Source organism: Buttiauxella selenatireducens (assembly GCF_031432975.1).
GTDB lineage: Bacteria > Pseudomonadota > Gammaproteobacteria > Enterobacterales > Enterobacteriaceae > Buttiauxella > Buttiauxella selenatireducens.
This window is the reverse complement of the sequence record NZ_CP133838.1, coordinates 2,525,842-2,543,985: the sequence shown is the minus strand read 5'-3', so window position 1 is coordinate 2,543,985 and position 18,144 is coordinate 2,525,842. Positions and strand designations below refer to the sequence as shown.

The window sequence follows — 18,144 nt, the reverse complement described above, 5'->3', positions numbered from 1 at the left end:
GTGAATTCTGAGCATTTGGCAGACCATCAACCCTGTCAAAATTCACGTAGCATCACGATTTTCAGCACGTGATTTTACCGTGTTACTGACTCAATGCCACGATCTCTTCATATAACGTCAGGGGTAATTCCACACCAAACTGCTCACTGTGCTGACGCGCCTTAAAGCGCCGTTCACCAGGGATGCGGGCTCCTTGCGCGGCCATATCGTTGAATAGCACTTCCGCTTTGGCTAAATACGCCTCTTTATCCGCGCCCAGAAAACGCTCAGGGTCCATCGCAATAATCAGCTCTCCGCCATAAGGCGAAGAACCTGTCTGTTGGTCGTATGCCAACGATTCTTTGCTGGTCATATCCCCAATCAATGGCCCGGCGATCAGTTCCACCATTGCTGCCAGTGCTGATCCTTTATGTCCACCGAACGTCAACATTGCACCTTGCAGTACGCTGGCGGCATCGGTAGACGGTTTGCCATGACTATCAATCCCCCAACCCTCTGGCAGCGGCTTATTCGCGCGGCGATGAAGTTCAATCTCGCCCCGTGCGGCGGCACTGGTCGCCATATCAAACACAAACGGAGGTTTCCCCTGACGCGGCCATCCAAAAGCGATTGGATTGGTGCCAAATAAAGGTTGGGTGCCTCCAGCGGGTGTGACCCAGGCATGGCTTGGGGTGCAGGCCAGCGCAACCAACCCCTGTTCGGTAAGCGGTTCGATATCCGCCCACAGCGCAGAAAAATGAACGCAATGATTGATTGCCAGCGCGGCAATGCCACAGTGACGGACTTTGGCGACAAATTCAGGCAGCGCCGCCTGATAAGCCAATAGCGAGAACGCGCCATGCGCATCAACACGTAACACTGCCGGGGCGCTATCGATGAGGGTCGACTCAGCATCTGCCGCCACCTTGCCAGCTTGCAGCGAACGAACGCAACCCAACACACGATACAAACCATGAGAATGGCAGCCATCGCGCTCTCCGGCGGTGACATTTTTTGCCACCGCATCGGCCTGTCTGGCACTGAAACCATTGCGATACAAAGCTTGATACGCCAGCTGCCAGGCTTCTTGCAGCGTAAGATTGACGGTATTTTTCACAGCCATTTCTTCCTTTAGCATCACTCTTCCTCATCTCCGACAAAATTGGCCTGAGGCAAACAAGTGTAAGCTCCCCAGTAATAAATCAGCAGCGCGATGCTGGCCACCAATAAGGTATCCCACGGGTGGCCAATCGCGTTGATGCCACCAAAACTGCCCAGATACGAAGCCACGATAATCAATGCGTAGAAAGCAATCAGCCACAGTGACGACCAGACTTGCTGTTTCAGGCTGACAGTGTGAGTCGGCACTTTGTTTTTAAACAGGATATAGACAAAGAACATCACAATTTGCAGGCCAAGCAACCATGAGACGGTGTTCCAGCCAGACCAGTAAACGATCAATGCCGAGATGATGAACGACACTGGCCCTAATACGCTAAAACCCCTGACAAAGAACGGTCGCGGCATGTCCGGTGCGTTGCGGCGTAATCCGGCTGCGGTAACCGGAGCAATGGCGTAGCTCAGAACCAGCGCGGCAGAAACCACCCCAATCAGCTTTTCCCAGGACGGGAACGGCAATGTCCAGAAGATAGAAAGTCCGAATGTTAACCACAGCGCCGGACGCGGAATACCCGACTCACCATCGACACGGGTAAAAATTTTGAAGAACGTCCCTGCCCGCGCCCATCCGTATACGACGCGTGGCGTAGCATTCATATAGATATTGCCGGTGCCACTTGGCGAAATAATGGCATCGCTCACCACCAGGAAGGCCAACCATCCCATCCCCAGCGTGACGGCAATATCACGGTACGGCAGCGAGAAGTGTTGGCTGATGTTCTGCCAGCCACCGCTCAGCAATTCGGAAGGTATGCTGCCGAGGAAGGCCAGTTGCAGCAGCACATAGATAATGGTGGAAAGCACCACTGACAAGATCAGGGCTATCGGGATAGTACGCTGCGGGTTTTGTACTTCGCTGGCGACAGAAATAATGGGCGTTAACCCCAGATAGGCGAAGATAATCCCACCGGCAGAAATAGCCGCTTCCACCCCGGCTGAACCAAAGGGAGCAAACCCCTGGCTGTGCAAGTTTTCAGGTTTGAAGAACGTGAACAGCACCACGATAACCAACACCGGCACAATGAACTTTAGAATACTTATCAGGTTATTGGATTTAGCGAAGGTTTTGACACTGTAGTAATTCAGCGTAAAGAAAATGCACAGCAAGATGAATTGCACCACCCAGCCTATCAGGGTGGGATCGCCTGATCCCGGCTTGCTAAGTGCCGGGAACCAGGCCGCTGCATATTGCCGTGCAGCCACGATTTCTATCGAGATCAGGCTGGAAAACGCAATCAGTGTGATAAACCCCAACAGGTATCCCATCAATTCCCCGTGGGAAAACACCGGATAACGAATGATGCCCCCGGCGCGAGGAAGTGCGGCTCCCAGTTCGCAATAAACAATGCCGAGCAACAGCACCGCGACCCCGCCGATCAACCACGAATAGATCCCGGCAGGCCCCGCGATAGACGCCACGTGGCTTGCGGCGAATAACCATCCGGAACCAAAAATTGCGCCAAGGCCGATAAACGTCAAATCGGTAAGTGTCAGCTGCTTTTTAAATTTGCCCTGTGTTGTCATATGGTTAGCTTTCCAGTTTTTTAATGAGTGGCAGGCGAATGCAGGGCTGCGCGAGTGTATTCACCGTTAACTAAGCGCAGCAGGTTCAGCGGGTTGCTGTCCTGTAGTGCTGGAGGTAACAGTGCGGCGGGATAGTTTTGCAGGCAGACGGGACGCAAAAACCGCTCGATAGCCAGGGTTCCGACCGAAGTTCCACGTGAATCACTGGTTGCCGGATAAGGCCCGCCGTGAACCATCGCCTCGCAGACTTCCACACCTGTTGGGTAGCCGTTAAACAGCACTCGCCCCGCTTTACGGGTGAGTAACTGCGCCAATGCACTCGCCTCGCCAAGGTCTTCCTCATCGGCTAACAGCGTGGCGGTCAACTGCCCTTGCAAGTTTTCCAACGCAGCAAGCAACTGCTGCTGGTCTGCGACTTCCACGACAATCGCCACCGGGCCAAAGACTTCTTGCTGCAAAAGAGGATCGGCATTGAGCAATAATTGGCAATCGGCCTGATAGAGCTGGGCGACCGCCAGGTGAGCGTGCTCTGCTCTGCTTCCGGCCAGATGATGTAGCTGTGGATGTTGATCCCATGCCTGCAAACCGCTGAGATAATGGTCCCGGGTTCCGGCATTCAGCATGGTCTGCGGCGGGCTGGCATTAACACGCATTTGCAAATCAGCGATCAACTGCGTGAAAGCCGCACTACGCTTACCGATAATGAGACCCGGCTTAGTGCAGAACTGACCGCAGCCGAGCGTAAAAGAAGAAACCAATTCCTGGGCAATCTTTTCGCCACGCTGAGCCAGCGCCTGCGGCATGACAACGACCGGGTTGATGCTCGACATTTCGGCAAACACGGGGATCGGTTGTGGACGTTGCATGGCTAAATCAAATAATGCCCGGCCACCTTGCAATGAACCGGTAAATCCCACGGCCTGAATCGCCGGATGTTGCACCAAATCGGCGCCGATGCTGCCACCGAATACCATATTGAAGACACCCGCAGGCATCTGCTGTTTTTGCACGGCACGCTCAATAGCCAGCGCGGTTAATTCAGCGGTGATCATATGGCCACTATGAGCCTTGAATACCACCGGACAACCCGCGGCTAACGCGGCAGCGGTATCCCCACCGGCGGTGGAAAACGCCAGAGGAAAGTTGCTGGCACCAAACACAGCTACAGGACCGATAGCGGTGCGATACTGGCGTAAATCCGGTCTTGGCAGCGGCGTACGATCGGGTAATGCGCTATCAATCTTTGCCCCGTGCACGCGACCACTGCGTAACAATTCGGCGAATAAACGCATCTGCCCGCTTGTTCTTCCTCGCTCACCGGTCAGACGTGGGAGAGGCAGTGCCGTCTCTTGTGCGGCAAAAGCAAAAAAATCGTCCCCCAACGCATCCAGTTCATCAGCGATTGCGGCAAGAAAATCAGCTCGCTGCTCGGCACTGGTTTGTGAATAGACGTTAAAGGCTCGAGCCGCAGCCTGTGCGGCGGCATCAACTTCTGTAAGGCTTGCTTGATAGAAACGGTAGCCTGTTGGCTGTTGATTATCGGCCCGTAGGCTGATGAGTTCGGCGTCACCGCTGGCAATGCGCTGCCCGCCAATAAACTGTTTGCCACTTAGGGCGTAAGTGCTGTGTGTCGACATCGGTTTCCCCTGTTCGATTGCCCGATAAAGCCCGGTAAAATGCCGGGCCGTTATGGTTGATTACAGGCCGACGTCTGGCAGCGCCGGACGGTTTGCCAGGGCGGTATCGATGATCGCCGTCACTTCTTTCAACGTTTCTCCCTGCAATGCCAAACGTGGCGGACGGGTCACCGCACTGCCACGGCCAACGCGCTCTTCACACAGCTTGATGCACTGCACCAGATCCGGGCGAGCATCCAGATGCAGCAACGGCATAAACCAGCTATACAGAGCCAGAGCTTCTTCGAAACGTTTTTGCTTAGCCAGGCGGAACAAGGTTTCCCCTTCGCGTGGGAAAGCATTGGACATGCCAGAGATCCACCCTTCTGCGCCCACGGCGAGGCTTTCCAGGACCACATCGTCCAGGCCTGCGAATAACACAAAGCGATCGCCGACCGCATTGCGTAAATCGATAAAGCGACGGGTATCGCCAGAAGAGTCTTTGAAACAGACGATGTTGTCGCAATCGACCAGCGAGGTCAGGATGTCCGGCGTGACATCATTTTTATAAATAGGCGGGTTGTTGTAGACCATGATCGGCAAATCGGTGGCGCTGGCCACGCTGCGGAAATGTGCTGCCGTTTCATGCGGTTTCGAAGAATAAACCAGAGCAGGCATCACCATCACGCCATCAACACCGGCTTTTTCCGCTTCACGCGCCATGTTCTGCGCAAAGGCGGTAGTAAATTCGGCAATCCCTGCGATGACAGGCACTTTGCCTTGCGCGGCGTCTTTCGCCACTTCAATCACCGCCAGTTTTTCCTGCGTGGTCATCGAGGTGTTCTCACCCACCGTGCCACATACCACCAGGCCAGAAACACCGTCTTTGACCAGGTTTTTAATCACCGCATGGGTCGCATCCAGGTCCAGAGAAAAATCTTTGCGGAACTGAGTACTGACCGCAGGGAACACACCACTCCAGTTAATCGCTTTATGGCTCATCGTTTTTGTCCTATCGCCTGAGTTGTTAATTGATGGTTAATATTTGGTGAAATTCGATAACAGATTGACCTGTATTCTCAGTAGCGGCTTGACGGTTTTCACCGAATGCGAGGACGAAATTGGCATAATGATGGAGAGCGGCGCGCAGCAAATACTCTGACGCAGCCGCATCATAAAACGAATAACTTCAGGTAATTAGGGAACTAACGTGGCACGGAAATCGCGAGGGGTAGCGCCGGTCATGGCTTTAAACTGGCGGCTAAAAGCGCTGTGGTCTGTATAGCCACACTGTATGGCGATATCGGTAATGGGCAAGTCGCTTGCCAACAGTTCAGTGGCTTTCTCAAGCCGAACTTTGTGGATCATCTGACGCGGTGTCAGGTGGAAAATACGTTTGCAGTAACGCTCAATTTGCGCAACGGAAAGCCCGGTCAGCGTGCGTAATTCGTCCATCGCAATCGGCCTGTCGTAATGCTGGCGGATGTAAATATCCAACGCCGCCAACCGTTGATAAGCCGGATGATTCGCTTTCGCTTCCTGCAGGTCATGTGAGATCCCGGCCATGCCGATAATCTTGCCCTGCCGGTCATACAGCGCCAGCTTTTGCGTCAGACACCAGCCCGTTTCACGGCCGCTATAAAGGTGCATTTCAAGCTGATCCTGAATCTGCACGCCCTGGTGTAACACCCGAAGATCTTGCTCGGTGTAGCCTGAACCCAACTGTGTCGGAAACACGTCTGCCGAGGTTTTACCTAACAGCGGCGTCACCGTTTTAAAACCACAACGTTTGGCTAATGTGAGATTCGCCAGCAGATAGCGCGCCTGCCGGTCTTTGATAAAGAACACCACATTGGGAATGGCGTTAAGTAGCGGTGCAATCAATGCCAGTGAATTCAACATACTCCGTAACGAACTGGGGCGCTGTTGTGCCAGGCCATCACAGAGCAGTTTGAGTTGATCGACAGCAAATGACTCCTCCGCTTCCTGCTCAGCGGTACAGGGAGTCAGCGGAAGGGCATCAAAGCTTTGGGTTAATCGCATAGAAATACCTTTTCCCGCGAATGGCCATAGTGGGTTGTTTTTAACTCACCTGGATCAATATTAACTTTTTATTAACTTATCAAGCGCGTTCGATTGATTATGCGGATTGCCGCATACTTTTTGCATTGTGCTAATTTCGGCATTTCCTTTGCCGAAACAGGTCAAGCCGTGATAGCAAGTTTTCGGTCAGTCTACATCCATTGGTAACATTTAATTAACCATTGAGAGACTCCGATGACACCTGCATCCCCCTTCATCGCATTACGCGCGATCGATTCCCACACCGGCGGTGAACCTACCCGGCTGATTATCGATGGTTTCCCTGACCTGGGGAACGGCAGCATGGCTGAGCGTAAAGCGCGCTTCGCCCAACAGTATGATGACTGGCGCAGCGCCGTCATTCTGGAACCCCGTGGCAACGATGTTTTAGTCGGGGCTTTGCTCTGCAAACCCTGCTCACCTGAGGCCGCAGCCGGGGTGATCTTTTTCAATAATACGGGTTATCTGGGCATGTGCGGCCACGGCACGATTGGGTTAATCACCTCCCTGGCATACCTGGGCCGCATCGGAGTTGGCGAACACCTGATTGAAACCCCAGTCGGCACGGTAAGCGCCACACTACATACCGATGGCAGCGTCACTATCGAAAATGTCCCCGCCTGGCGCTACCGTCAGCAGGTCGCTGTGCAGGTTGACGGCTATGGCGTGGTAACCGGCGATATTGCATGGGGAGGAAACTGGTTCTTTCTCATCAGCGACCATCATCTGGCTATTTCCACAAACAATATTGACGCCCTCACCGCCTTTAGTTGGGCGGTCCGACAGGCGTTAGAAAACGCGGGGATCTACGGTGAAGACGGCGGGGTCATCGACCATATCGAGCTGTTCTGTGCCGATGAACACGCTGACAGCCGCAATTTCGTCTTGTGCCCAGGTAAGGCTTACGACCGCTCGCCGTGTGGTACCGGAACCAGCGCCAAACTCGCGTGCCTTGCCGCAGACGGTAAATTACAGCCAGGTGAAGTGTGGCGACAGGCCAGTGTGATCGGCAGTGAATTCAGCGGATATTACCAGCCCAATACGGGTAATCGCGTGACACCTTTTATTCGCGGCCAGGCTTTTGTCTGTGCTGATAGCCAACTTTTGCTGGATGAACGTGACGCTTTTGCATGGGGGATCCGTTAATGGCTACCGCCGATGCGATTGTCATTGGCGCGGGTATTATCGGTGCGGCCTGCGCCTGGCAATTAGCACAGCAAGGGTTAAGGGTGTTACTGGTTGACGATCAACTCCCTGGCGCCACCGCGGCGGGTATGGGGCATCTGGTTTGTATGGATGATAATCCCGCAGAATTGGCGCTGAGCAGCTACTCCCTGAATTTGTGGCGCGGCGTGGTAGACCGTATGCCCGACAACTGTGCCTGGCAAGGTTGCGGCACGCTGTGGATCGCAGAAAAACCAGAAGAAATGGCCATTGCGGAAGTTAAAAAGCAACGGATGGCGGCATTGGGTGTGAACAGTGAAATGCTGAGTTCACAACAGGTTGCACAGCTTGAACCCATGCTGCGTGGCGGATTAGCGGGCGGTTTGCACGTACCGGGAGACGGCATTATTTATGCCCCTAATGCCGCTCGCTGGTTAATTGAAGACGCGGGTGAAGCCGTCCAGCGGGTCTATGGCGAAGTGGTCGCGTTAGAACAGCAGGCTGTGGTTTTAGCCAGCGGGCAGCGACTTAGCGCGCCGGTGATAACGCTCGCCTGTGGATTACAAGCCGATAAGCTCTTGCCAACTCCGCTACTCAGAGCGAAAAAAGGCCAACTGGCCATCACCGATCGCTACCCGCATACGGTGAAGCATCAATTGGTAGAGCTAGGCTACGGAGCCAGCGCGCATGCGGCAAAGGGTACCTCGGTGGCATTTAACGTTCAGGCTCGTCCGACCGGGCAATTGCTGATCGGCTCCTCACGCCAGTTTGACACGCTCGACACGGCAATTGACATGCCATTGCTTGCCACCATGCTCAAACGCGCCACCGATTTCCTGCCAGGCCTTGCAAAAATGAGCATCATCCGCTGCTGGGCGGGATTTCGGGCCGCATCAGCCGACGGGCTCCCCTTGCTCGGTCCCCATCCTGCTTATCCATGGCTTTGGTTGGCACTCGGGCATGAAGGATTGGGCGTCACCACCGCGTTGGGAAGTGCTGCGCTGATCGCGGCACAAATTCAACAACAGCGCACAGCCATTGATGACACCCCTTATCTCGCTGCGCGTATGTTCGCCACAGAAGAGTCCCTCTTATGAAACTGATCTCCTTAACCATCGCCGGGCTTCCCTGTCAGGTACAGGAAGGTATCACCGTGGCCGCAGCCCTCAGCGCAAGCGGACAGGATCACTGCCGGATATCCGTTAGCCAGCAACCGCGTGCGGCTTTTTGTGGCATGGGCGTGTGTCAGGAATGTCGGGTCATCATCGATGGCATACAAAGATTGGCTTGCCAAACCTTGTGCCAGGGCGGGATGAAAATCGAAAGGAGTGGGAATAAATGAATAACGTGCGCTGCGAAGTATTGATTATCGGTGCAGGTCCAGCCGGGATGGCCGCCGCGTTGGCCGCAAGCGAAAGCCAGAAACACATAGTGATGCTGGATGATAACCCTCGTCCTGGCGGACAAATCTGGCGTGATGGGCCTGCGGCTGTATTACCCACGCTCGCACAGTTTTATCGGCAAGCTATTACGGCGTTGGATAACGTCACCTTGCTCAGTGGCACAAAAGTTGTGGCACAAAGCGGGCCACAGCAGCTCCTGTACGAGAACGACAAAGGGTGCGGGACTATCGACTATCAACGTTTGATCTTATGCTGCGGCGCGCGCGAACTGTTACTGCCCTTCCCTGGCTGGACGCTGCCCGGCGTGACGGGTGCGGGGGGATTGCAGGCACAAATCAAAAATGGCTTATCGCTTCAAGGTGAGCGGGTTGTCATTGCAGGCAGTGGCCCGTTATTACTTGCTGTTGCCGATAGCGTCACTCAAGCGGGCGGTAAGGTCACGTTGCTGGCCGAGCAGGCTTCTGTCACAAGCCTGGCCCGTTTCGCCAGCGGGCTCTGGCATTGGCCCGAAAAAGTGCGGCAATCATTACGTTTAATGAACCGACACTATCGAGCCAATAGTTATGTTCTGGAAGCGCAAGGCCAGCAGCGGCTCACGGCTGTCCGTGTCCAACAGGGTGGAAAGGTTCGAACAATAGACTGCTCTCGATTAGCCTGCGGATTCGGGCTGGTGGCAAATATTGAGTTAGCCATGTTAATGGGTTGCCGAATAGAAAATGCGGCCATTGCTGTCGATGATATGCAACAAACCAGTATTACCAATCTGTATGCGGCGGGTGAATGTACGGGTGTGGGTGGCAGTGAACTGGCTTTGGCGGAAGGTGCAATCGCCGGGTATGCCGCCAGCGGTAATATCGCGTCCGCTCGGGCATTGCTGGAAAAACGCAGTAAATGGCAGCGTTTTGCCGCTGCGGTGAGCCAAACGTTTGTGCTTAATCCCAGACTGAAAACCCTGGGTACCGCCGACACCTTTTTGTGCCGCTGTGAGGATGTCTCGCTGGGACAGATAAGTCGCCACAAGGGTTGGACGGCCGCCAAACTGAACAGCCGCTGTGGTATGGGGGCTTGTCAGGGGAAAATTTGTGCCACCGCCGCGCGCTATCTGCTTGACTGGCCCCTGCCGCAACCAAGAGTACCGTTGACTCCGGTACGGCTCGAAACGTTGGTCAACCTTACGCCCCAGCCGCCAAAGGATATAAATTAATTGAGGGTATAAGTTTTAATTATCCCAAAGAAATGTCTGACTGAATCGATTATTCATGCGTACAAAGGGTAAATCGCGAAATGCCCCATCAGGGGCATGAGTGAAACAACAAAAAACCTTTTTTCCCAGAATACAATTAATAACCTTTAATGGTTATTTCCTGACTGATATTTAATCACACCCCCGCAGCAAAACAGTTTTTATGTCAAATCAGAATGTAAAGAAATGAAAAGACGCATCTCTGACCATTGATAATGAGACTATTTCTTATTTGTAACATATAAGAAAACATCCCTCCAATACTGCTTGCCACATAAATAAAAAACAATATTTATCAAACAGGTAGCCATGGAATCACTTGCCGCAAAGCTTGTGTGAATTCATACTTTAACTGCTTAATATTGAAGGTTCTAATAGTCAAAATGGACTGAGCTGTGAAATACATATGACAAAATATGTTCATTTTTACATTTTAATAAAAAAGTATGAGAGAAGTAATGCCGGGAGAAACCATAGTTATGATCATAACAAAAATGTAATGTGAGATGAAAACCTCAATAAACCACCCAGATTGTTAACGTCACTTTCTAAAGCTTATTTGCCTCGAATGCATCCGCATTTTCAAAATGTGGAGGCCGCGTGCACATGCGTAACTCTCGGCAAATACGATAAATAACTTAACCTGCTAATTAATATTCATGGAGAATTACTCAACACTGGATGGCGATAATTTAATTTAAATAATAAGGATTTTAGACACACAACAGCAATCGAATAACCAGTTCTTAGAAAACGGTTCATTCTTCTGCCCTTTTTATCAAAGCGGCAGAAACGAATGATGAAAGATCTTGAGAGTAAAATAGGGGTAATTATTTATGGCCTCACAATATGACTTTACGGTCACGCTCCACGACCTTGCATTTATCCTTAAGCAGATCAAAATATCAGAAGGAGCAACAAACGCAGACGGCAGTATCAATGGCGAAGACCTGCGTGATGCTGTTTCCAGCCCGTTATTGCCTTACGGGTTACGTACAGTAGATGGTTCGTGGAATAACCTCCTGCCCGGACAGGAACTCTACGGCTCAGCCGACCAAACTATGCCAAGACTCACCGCATTGAACTTACAAGATGCGGATAACATGACCAGTTACACCCAAATTGGGGGAATGGTCAAAGATGCAGACCCGCGTATTATCAGTAACTTAATTTCAGATCAGACGGCCACCAACCCCGCTGCGGTTGAAGCACATGAAGATCTGGCTGGTGCGCCAGGGGGAGGCGCAACGTCGGCAAATGGCAGTTTGTCCATTCCTAACCTGTCTCCCGATATTGGTCTGTCCCCTGCTTTTAATGGCTGGATGACATTCTTTGGTCAGTTTTTTGACCATGGACTGGATTTAATTCCTAAAGGGGGCAATGGCATTGTTTTCATTGAGTTGCAACCTGATGACCCTTTATTTGTAGCGCCTACAAAAGACAACCCTAATCCTAATAACTTCATGATATTAACCCGGGCAGAAGTAGACGCTAATCATGAAACAAAAAACCTGACCACCCCATTTATTGATCAAAACCAAACCTACACCTCTCACCCTTCCCATCAGATATTCATCCGCGAATATGTATTAATTGATGGGAAACCCGAACCTACGGGTAATTTATTAGGTGGAGCAAACGGTGGCCTGGCTACCTGGGCAGATGTTAAGAACCAGGCTGAAACCTTACTCGGAATTAAACTTACCGATCAGGATGTGTTTAACGTTCCGCTGCTGGCGACTGACCGTTACGGCAATTTGATCTTAAGTGAAAACGGTAAAGTGCAGATTGTTACCGCAGCCACAGACGATCTCCCTGGTGGTTTGATTGAAGCTAACGAAGGTTTTTTACCGCCAAATACCGTCCGTACCGGCCACGCTTTCCTCGATGACATTGCCCATACTGCCAATCCGAAAGGTCTGGTGGCGGATAGCGACGATGCGATTGGTGGCGTTCAGGCTCCAGGAACCTACGATGATGAACTGCTCGATCGGCATTTCATCACGGGTGACGGGCGCGGTAACGAAAATATCGGCCTGACCGCCGTGCATGCAGTGTTTCACAGCGAGCATAACCGCCTGGTCGAAGAGTATAAAACCACCCTGCTGGCGACCGGTGATGTTGGCCTGATTAACCAATGGTTAATGCCGAATCACCAGATCGAAACACTGCCTGCTGATACCAGCACTCTGGTCTGGAACGGAGAATACCTATTCCAGGCAGGTCGTTTCACTACTGAGATGCAATACCAGCACCTTGTTTTCGAAGAGTTCGCTCGTACCGTACAACCGGCGGTCGATCCGTTTGTCTTCTCCAACAGTGCAGACATCAATCCGGCTATCTTCGCTGAGTTTGCACACGTGGTTTACCGTTTTGGCCACTCGATGCTGACTGAAACGGTCGCTCGTACCGACATTGATATGGAAAATGGCGATATTGGCCTGATTGCCGCCTTCCTCAATCCGGTCGCCTTTAATCAAATTAACGGTGCAACGGTTTCCGATGACCAGGCCATCGGTGCGATTGTTCGCGGCATGACGCGGCAAGTGGGTAACGAAATTGATGAATTTATTACCGATGCCCTGCGTAACAACCTAATCGGCCTTCCGCTTGATTTAGGGGCACTCAACATTGCCCGTGGCCGTGATACAGGAATGCCGACGCTGAACCAGGCGCGCGAGCAATTCTTTGAGTTAACCGGTAACAGCGAGTTACGGCCTTACACCAGTTGGGCGGATTTCACGACTTACCTGAAAAACCCGGCTTCCATCATCAACTTTATGGCCGCCTACGGCCAGCATGAGCTGATTTTGAATGCCACCACCCTTGAAGGGAAACGCGCGGCGGTCAACTTCCTGCTGTTTGGCGACGAGAAAAACCATATCTCACCGCCTTCTGATGCGATGGATTTCTTCAACAGCACGGGTGCCTGGGCGACACAAGAAACCGGTCTGAATATGATCGATTTCTGGATTGGCGGCCTTGCTGAGCGCAAAAACGAGTTCGGTGGAATGCTCGGTTCAACCTTTAACTTTGTCTTTGAAACGCAAATGGAAATGCTGCAAGACGGCGACCGGTTCTACTATCTGAGCCGTGTCCAGGGGTTGAACTTACTCAACGAGCTGGAAGCAAACTCATTCTCCGCGCTGGTGATGCGCAACAGCGATCTGGGTGAAAGTGGTTCCTCTCACCTGCCCGCTAACCTGTTCCAGACCCCGGACCATATTTTTGAAGTCAACCGTGTGTTGCAAACCGAACTCGATCCGAAATGGGGAAATCAATTGAAAGATCTGCTGAGCCCGCTGCTGGTTCGGCGTGAGGCCACAACGGATGTTGACGGCGACGGTGCAAAAGACGGCGGTTACCTTAAATATACCGGTGACGGTCATGTGGTGCTGGGTGGTACTGCCGGTAACGATACGCTCATCGGCGGTAAAGGTATCGACAGCCTGTGGGGTGATGCGGGCGATGACCGCCTTGATGGTGGTGATGAAGCTGACGTGGTCCACGGCGGTGACGGCGATGACATTATTACTGACACCGGGACGCCTGTTGGGGATGCCGACTTCCTGCATGGCGATGCGGGTCATGACGTCATCTTCTCGGGTAACGGTAACGATCTGGTCTTCGGTGGCAGCGGCAGTGATTTTATCGTGGTGGGCGAAGATGCACAGGAAGTCTTTGCAGGTCGCGATAATGACTTTGTACAGGGTGGTTCCGGTGGTGATGCCCTGCTTGGCAATGAAGGTGACGACTGGTTGGAAGGCGGTGACGGGTTTGACTCGCTGACCGGTGAGAACTCCGAGTTGTTCTTCAACAGTACGATTGTCGGTCACGACGTGCTGAACGGCCAGGGTAACGATACTGACTATGATGGCGAAGCAGGTGACGACATCATGGTTCAGGGCGCGGGTATTCAGCGCAATAATGGGATGGCCGGTTTCGACTGGGCAATCCATAAAGGCGACCCAAATGGCGCTAACTCTGACCTCGGTATTCCGATTTTCGTCAACCAACAGGAATTTATCCTGCGGGATCGTTTCGACCTGGTCGAAGGGTTATCGGGCTGGAAACACAACGACGTGTTAACGGGCACTGAGCAACCTCTCGGCACTGCGCCGGTTCAGGGTGTTCCGCTTTCCAATAATCTGACTCAGGAAGGGGCTGACCGGATTGCGGGGCTGCAACAGATCCTCGGCGTTGCACGTTCTTCTGACCCGAATGCCGTGCTGTTTAACCCCGATAACGGCGGCGATATTTTACTCGGCGGCGGCGGCAGCGACCGCATAACCGGTAAAGCAGGTAATGACATTATTGATGGCGACTCATGGCTGAACGTACGCATTGCGGTCAGTGGTTTGCCGGGTATCACCAGTGTGGACGGCATGAACGAGCTGAAATCTTACATGCTGGCTGGCACCTTAAAACCCGACCAACTCTCCATTGTGCGTGAGATCCTGCGTGAGAATAACAGCGGAGACATCGACGTTGCGGTTTATCGTGATATCAGCAGCAACTACGTCTTTACCCGTATGGCGGACGGCAGTCTGCGTGTCGACCATGCCACGCCAAATGCCGCATTGAACCTCAATGATGGTATTGACCGCCTGCTGAACATCGAAAAACTGGAGTTTGGCGACGGCAAGCAGCTATGGGTGACGGCACAACAGGCTACCGGGAATCTCGCCATCAGTAATGCGACACCTCAGGTGGGCGACCTTCTGCGAGTCAACCTGGCTAATTTAAGTGATGGCAACGGTATTGCCGCTAACGCCGCAATAACACTGACATGGCAGGCCTTTATCGGCGGCGAATGGCGGGATCAGGCAACCGGGGCTGAGTTCCGGGTGCCGGGAACAGCCCAGGGGGCAGCATTGCGCGTGGTCGCCAGTTTCAATGACCAGATGGGTGATGCGGAAAGACTGGTTTCAAGCCAAACACAGGCTGTTGTGCCACGAAATCAGGCAACCCAGGGGCAGCCGGTCATCAATGACCTGACACCAACCGAAAGCCTGACGCTTACCGCTGTTGTTTCCGGTATTACCGATGCTGACGGCCTGAGCGGGGGTAATTTTAGCTACCAGTGGAGAATGAGCAACGCGAACGGGAACGGGTTTACCAACATTCTCGGAGCGACTGCTGCCACATATACACCAGGCCAGGCCGCGGTGGGTCGGACGTTGCAGGTGGTCGTCACCGTCGTTGATGATGAGGGTAACCCCCCTGTTGTCCTGACTTCTACCACAACGCAGCCTGTCGGCGATCTGATGGTGGGTAATAACGGTACTGACAACCTCAACGGTACCGCATGGAGTGACATCCTGCGCGGCGAAGGTGGCAACGATACCCTACAAGGACGGGCGGGCGACGATTTGCTGGTCGGTGGTGCAGGCAATGACAACCTGTTGGGTGAAGCCGGTAACGATATCCTGCAAGGGGATGCCGGAAACGACACACTCGATGGCGGCCTGGGTGCTGACAGCATGACGGGTGGTGTCGGTAACGACACTTACATCGTTGATAATGCGGGTGATGTTGTCATAGAAGGCGCGAATGGCGGGACGGATGTCGTTCGAACCAACCTCAGCAGTTACGATTTGACCGATAACGTTGAAGAACTGGTGTACACCGGGACAGGCAATTTCATCGGTACAGGGAATGCCATCGCCAACATTATTACCGGCGGTAATGGTAATGACTCGCTGTTTGGGATGGGCGGCAACGACCAGGTGTCAGGCGGAGGGGGGAATGACTTCCTGGATGGCGGCGACGGAATCGATAATCTTCAGGGTGGAAACGGCAACGACGTCATGATTGGTGGCGCAGGTGCCGATGTTATGGCGGGAGGAACCGGCAACGACATACTCAATGGTCAAGCGGGTAATGACAACATGGATGGCGGCACCGGGGAAGACATCTTCGCCTTCAGCGCAAGCTTTGGGCAGGATCGTATCACCGGATTCGACAGTGCTCCCGCAGGCGGGCAGGATTACCTCGATCTGAGTTTGCTGGGCATTACCGCGGGTAATTTTGCGGCAAACGTTGGGATCTCCGGTAGTGGTGGGAATACCGTTGTCAGCGTCGGCGCTGACACGATTACCTTAGTCGGTGTTAATTCAACCACCGTTACCATCGGTGATTTTATTCTGGAAATACCATCAACCTTTGCCGCTAACAATGGCAATAGTTCATTGATCGCGTAAGGAGAAAACTATGTCGCGCCAGCATACGCCAACAGAACTGAAGAATGCATTAAAGGGAACGAAATCCACATTTATTATGCTGCTGTTTTTTAGTTGTGTGATTAATATGCTTATGCTGGCGCCGGCAATCTATATGTTGCAGGTCTACGACCGAGTTTTAGTCAGTAAAAATACCACGACATTACTGATGTTAACCTTACTGATAGTCGGTCTATACATCGTTATTGCGATGATTGAGTCTGCCCGCTCAAGTGTTATGGTCAGACTTGGCAACCGACTGGACGTAAAATTAAGCCAATTAGTGTTTAATGCCGCGTTTAAAAGAAAGGTTTCAACTGGCGAAAATAACCCTGCCCAGTCGCTGGCAGAGCTGGACCAAATTCGCCAGTTTCTTTCCGGTAACAGTTTATTTGCGTTGCTTGATATACCCTGGACGCCGATTTATTTATTCATTGCATTTATTGTCCATCCGCTGCTCGGGTATCTTGCCCTGGGGGGGATACTCATATTATTTGCCCTGACAGTGGTTTCTGAAATATCAACCAAACGCCCTATTCAACAAGCTCATGCGTTGACCATCAACAACGCCACCAAACTCAATAAACAATTGCAAAATTCGGATGCCATTGAAGCAATGGGAATGCTTTCCACCCTGAAACTCAACTGGCAGGAGCAGCACAGCAAAGTGCTGGTTTTACAAACGCAGATAGCCGATAAAAACGCAGGGTTAAGCAGTTTGAGCCGCTTTGTGCGTGTACTACTGCAATCTGTCGCACTGGGTGCCGGCGCATTACTGGTGATCGGGGGGCAAATTACCCCGGGGCTGATGATTGCCTCGTCCATCATTCTTGGAAGAGTTCTGAACCCGGTGGAGCAAATCATTGGTAGCTGGAAGCAGTTTGTGCAGTTTCGTAGCGCCTGGCACCAGTTATCGACGTTGCTCAAGGATTACCCGGCGCCTAAAGACATCCTGACTTTGCCGCGCCCAAAAGGAAATATCAGCGTAGAAAGCGTGTTTGCTGCCGCCCCCGGTCAGAAAGCACCCCTGTTGCGTAATATCTCATTCCAACTGGAACAAGGGGAAGTGCTGGGCATTATTGGCCCTTCCGCATCAGGAAAAACCTCGCTTGCGAAGCTGCTGGTCGGCGTATGGGCACCGTTATCTGGCAAGGTTCGCCTGGATGGCGCAGATATTTGCCAATGGGATAAAGCGTTACTCGGCCCTGCCATTGGCTATCTGCCGCAAGAAGTTGAATTGTTTGACGGCAGCATCGCGCAAAACATCGCCCGTTTTGAAAAAAATGATAGCGAACTTATTGTGGCCGCCGCGGTTCTTGCTGGTGTACACGAGATGATTTTACGCCTGCCGCAGGGCTACGACACGCTCCTCGGCGCGGGCGGACACCAGTTATCCGGTGGGCAGCGGCAGCGTATTGGTCTGGCGCGTGCCGTCTATAACAATCCCGCTTTCATCGTACTGGATGAACCGAATGCCAATCTGGATGATGCCGGTGAACTCGCCCTGGTTAAGGCGATTAATACCCTGCGTACTCAGGGGCAAACCACGGTCATTATCTCGCATCGCCCGACGCTGCTCGGTGTGGTCAATAAAGTCTTACTGCTCAATGAGGGAGCCATACAGGAATTTGGAACCCGCGACCAGGTTTTCACCAGCCTACGACAAGCCAACATTTTAAAACCCGTGTCAACCGCACCTTCATCAAGTAATGAACAGCAACGTGAGGCCTGAT

The 18,144-nt window shown here is 52.6% G+C and carries 11 protein-coding genes; 6 read left to right on the top strand and 5 right to left on the bottom strand.

The genetic code is table 11. The features are described from left to right. Nucleotides 1-82: 82 nt before the first annotated feature. From RHD99_RS11805 to RHD99_RS11785, 5 genes are all read right to left on the bottom strand, one after another. Nucleotides 83-1,117 carry an Ldh family oxidoreductase gene (locus RHD99_RS11805; RefSeq protein WP_309878978.1) on the bottom strand — a complete coding sequence of 345 codons (1,035 nt, stop codon included), beginning with the start codon at nucleotides 1,115-1,117 and terminating at the stop codon, nucleotides 83-85. Next, nucleotides 1,117-2,682, bottom strand: coding sequence for an APC family permease (locus RHD99_RS11800; RefSeq protein WP_309878976.1), 1,566 nt, complete (start codon nucleotides 2,680-2,682; stop codon nucleotides 1,117-1,119). The genes RHD99_RS11805 and RHD99_RS11800 overlap by 1 nt, the downstream gene beginning before the upstream one ends. 20 nt (nucleotides 2,683-2,702) lie before the next feature. Continuing rightward, entirely contained in the window at nucleotides 2,703-4,319 is a 1,617-nt protein-coding gene (locus RHD99_RS11795; RefSeq protein WP_309878974.1) for an aldehyde dehydrogenase (NADP(+)), read from the bottom strand. 60 nt (nucleotides 4,320-4,379) lie between these two features. Further along, entirely contained in the window at nucleotides 4,380-5,300 is a 921-nt protein-coding gene (locus tag RHD99_RS11790; RefSeq protein WP_183269245.1) for a dihydrodipicolinate synthase family protein, read from the bottom strand. 195 nt (nucleotides 5,301-5,495) lie between these two features. After that, nucleotides 5,496-6,341, bottom strand: a complete 846-nt coding sequence (locus tag RHD99_RS11785; RefSeq protein WP_309878973.1) for a helix-turn-helix domain-containing protein — start codon at nucleotides 6,339-6,341, stop codon at nucleotides 5,496-5,498. Between the two features lie 234 nt (nucleotides 6,342-6,575). On the opposite strand from RHD99_RS11785, the gene RHD99_RS11780 reads away from it, so the two are divergent. From RHD99_RS11780 to RHD99_RS11755, 6 genes are all read left to right on the top strand, one after another. Beyond that, entirely contained in the window at nucleotides 6,576-7,526 is a 951-nt protein-coding gene (locus RHD99_RS11780) for a 4-hydroxyproline epimerase (protein WP_309878972.1), read from the top strand. Further along, complete coding sequence (locus tag RHD99_RS11775) at nucleotides 7,526-8,641, top strand: NAD(P)/FAD-dependent oxidoreductase (RefSeq protein ID WP_309878971.1); 1,116 nt, start codon at nucleotides 7,526-7,528, stop codon at nucleotides 8,639-8,641. The genes RHD99_RS11780 and RHD99_RS11775 overlap by 1 nt, the downstream gene beginning before the upstream one ends. After that, the gene (locus RHD99_RS11770; RefSeq protein ID WP_309878970.1) at nucleotides 8,638-8,886 is read left to right on the top strand and encodes a (2Fe-2S)-binding protein; all 249 of its coding nucleotides are present in this window, start codon (nucleotides 8,638-8,640) and stop codon (nucleotides 8,884-8,886) included. The genes RHD99_RS11775 and RHD99_RS11770 overlap by 4 nt, the downstream gene beginning before the upstream one ends. Beyond that, nucleotides 8,883-10,151 (top strand): FAD-dependent oxidoreductase, encoded by a 1,269-nt coding sequence (locus RHD99_RS11765; protein ID WP_309878969.1) that lies wholly within the window; start codon nucleotides 8,883-8,885, stop codon nucleotides 10,149-10,151. The genes RHD99_RS11770 and RHD99_RS11765 overlap by 4 nt, the downstream gene beginning before the upstream one ends. Nucleotides 10,152-11,026: 875 nt before the next feature. After that, nucleotides 11,027-16,393, top strand: a complete 5,367-nt coding sequence (locus RHD99_RS11760) for a peroxidase family protein (protein ID WP_309878968.1) — start codon at nucleotides 11,027-11,029, stop codon at nucleotides 16,391-16,393. Between the two features lie 10 nt (nucleotides 16,394-16,403). Continuing rightward, nucleotides 16,404-18,143 carry a type I secretion system permease/ATPase gene (locus RHD99_RS11755; protein ID WP_309878966.1) on the top strand — a complete coding sequence of 580 codons (1,740 nt, stop codon included), beginning with the start codon at nucleotides 16,404-16,406 and terminating at the stop codon, nucleotides 18,141-18,143. Nucleotide 18,144: the final 1 nt, after the last annotated feature.

Excerpts from the sequence above, each read along its gene's own strand:
- RHD99_RS11805 (WP_309878978.1), bottom strand. The coding sequence starts at position 1,117 with ATGCTAAAGGAAGAAATGGCTGTGAAAAATACCGTCAATCTTACGCTG.
- RHD99_RS11800 (WP_309878976.1), bottom strand. The coding sequence starts at position 2,682 with ATGACAACACAGGGCAAATTTAAAAAGCAGCTGACACTTACCGATTTG.
- RHD99_RS11795 (WP_309878974.1), bottom strand. The coding sequence starts at position 4,319 with ATGTCGACACACAGCACTTACGCCCTAAGTGGCAAACAGTTTATTGGC.
- RHD99_RS11790 (WP_183269245.1), bottom strand. The coding sequence starts at position 5,300 with ATGAGCCATAAAGCGATTAACTGGAGTGGTGTGTTCCCTGCGGTCAGT.
- RHD99_RS11785 (WP_309878973.1), bottom strand. The coding sequence starts at position 6,341 with ATGCGATTAACCCAAAGCTTTGATGCCCTTCCGCTGACTCCCTGTACC.
- RHD99_RS11780 (WP_309878972.1), top strand. The coding sequence starts at position 6,576 with ATGACACCTGCATCCCCCTTCATCGCATTACGCGCGATCGATTCCCAC.
- RHD99_RS11775 (WP_309878971.1), top strand. The coding sequence starts at position 7,526 with ATGGCTACCGCCGATGCGATTGTCATTGGCGCGGGTATTATCGGTGCG.
- RHD99_RS11770 (WP_309878970.1), top strand. The coding sequence starts at position 8,638 with ATGAAACTGATCTCCTTAACCATCGCCGGGCTTCCCTGTCAGGTACAG.
- RHD99_RS11765 (WP_309878969.1), top strand. The coding sequence starts at position 8,883 with ATGAATAACGTGCGCTGCGAAGTATTGATTATCGGTGCAGGTCCAGCC.
- RHD99_RS11760 (WP_309878968.1), top strand. The coding sequence starts at position 11,027 with ATGGCCTCACAATATGACTTTACGGTCACGCTCCACGACCTTGCATTT.
- RHD99_RS11755 (WP_309878966.1), top strand. The coding sequence starts at position 16,404 with ATGTCGCGCCAGCATACGCCAACAGAACTGAAGAATGCATTAAAGGGA.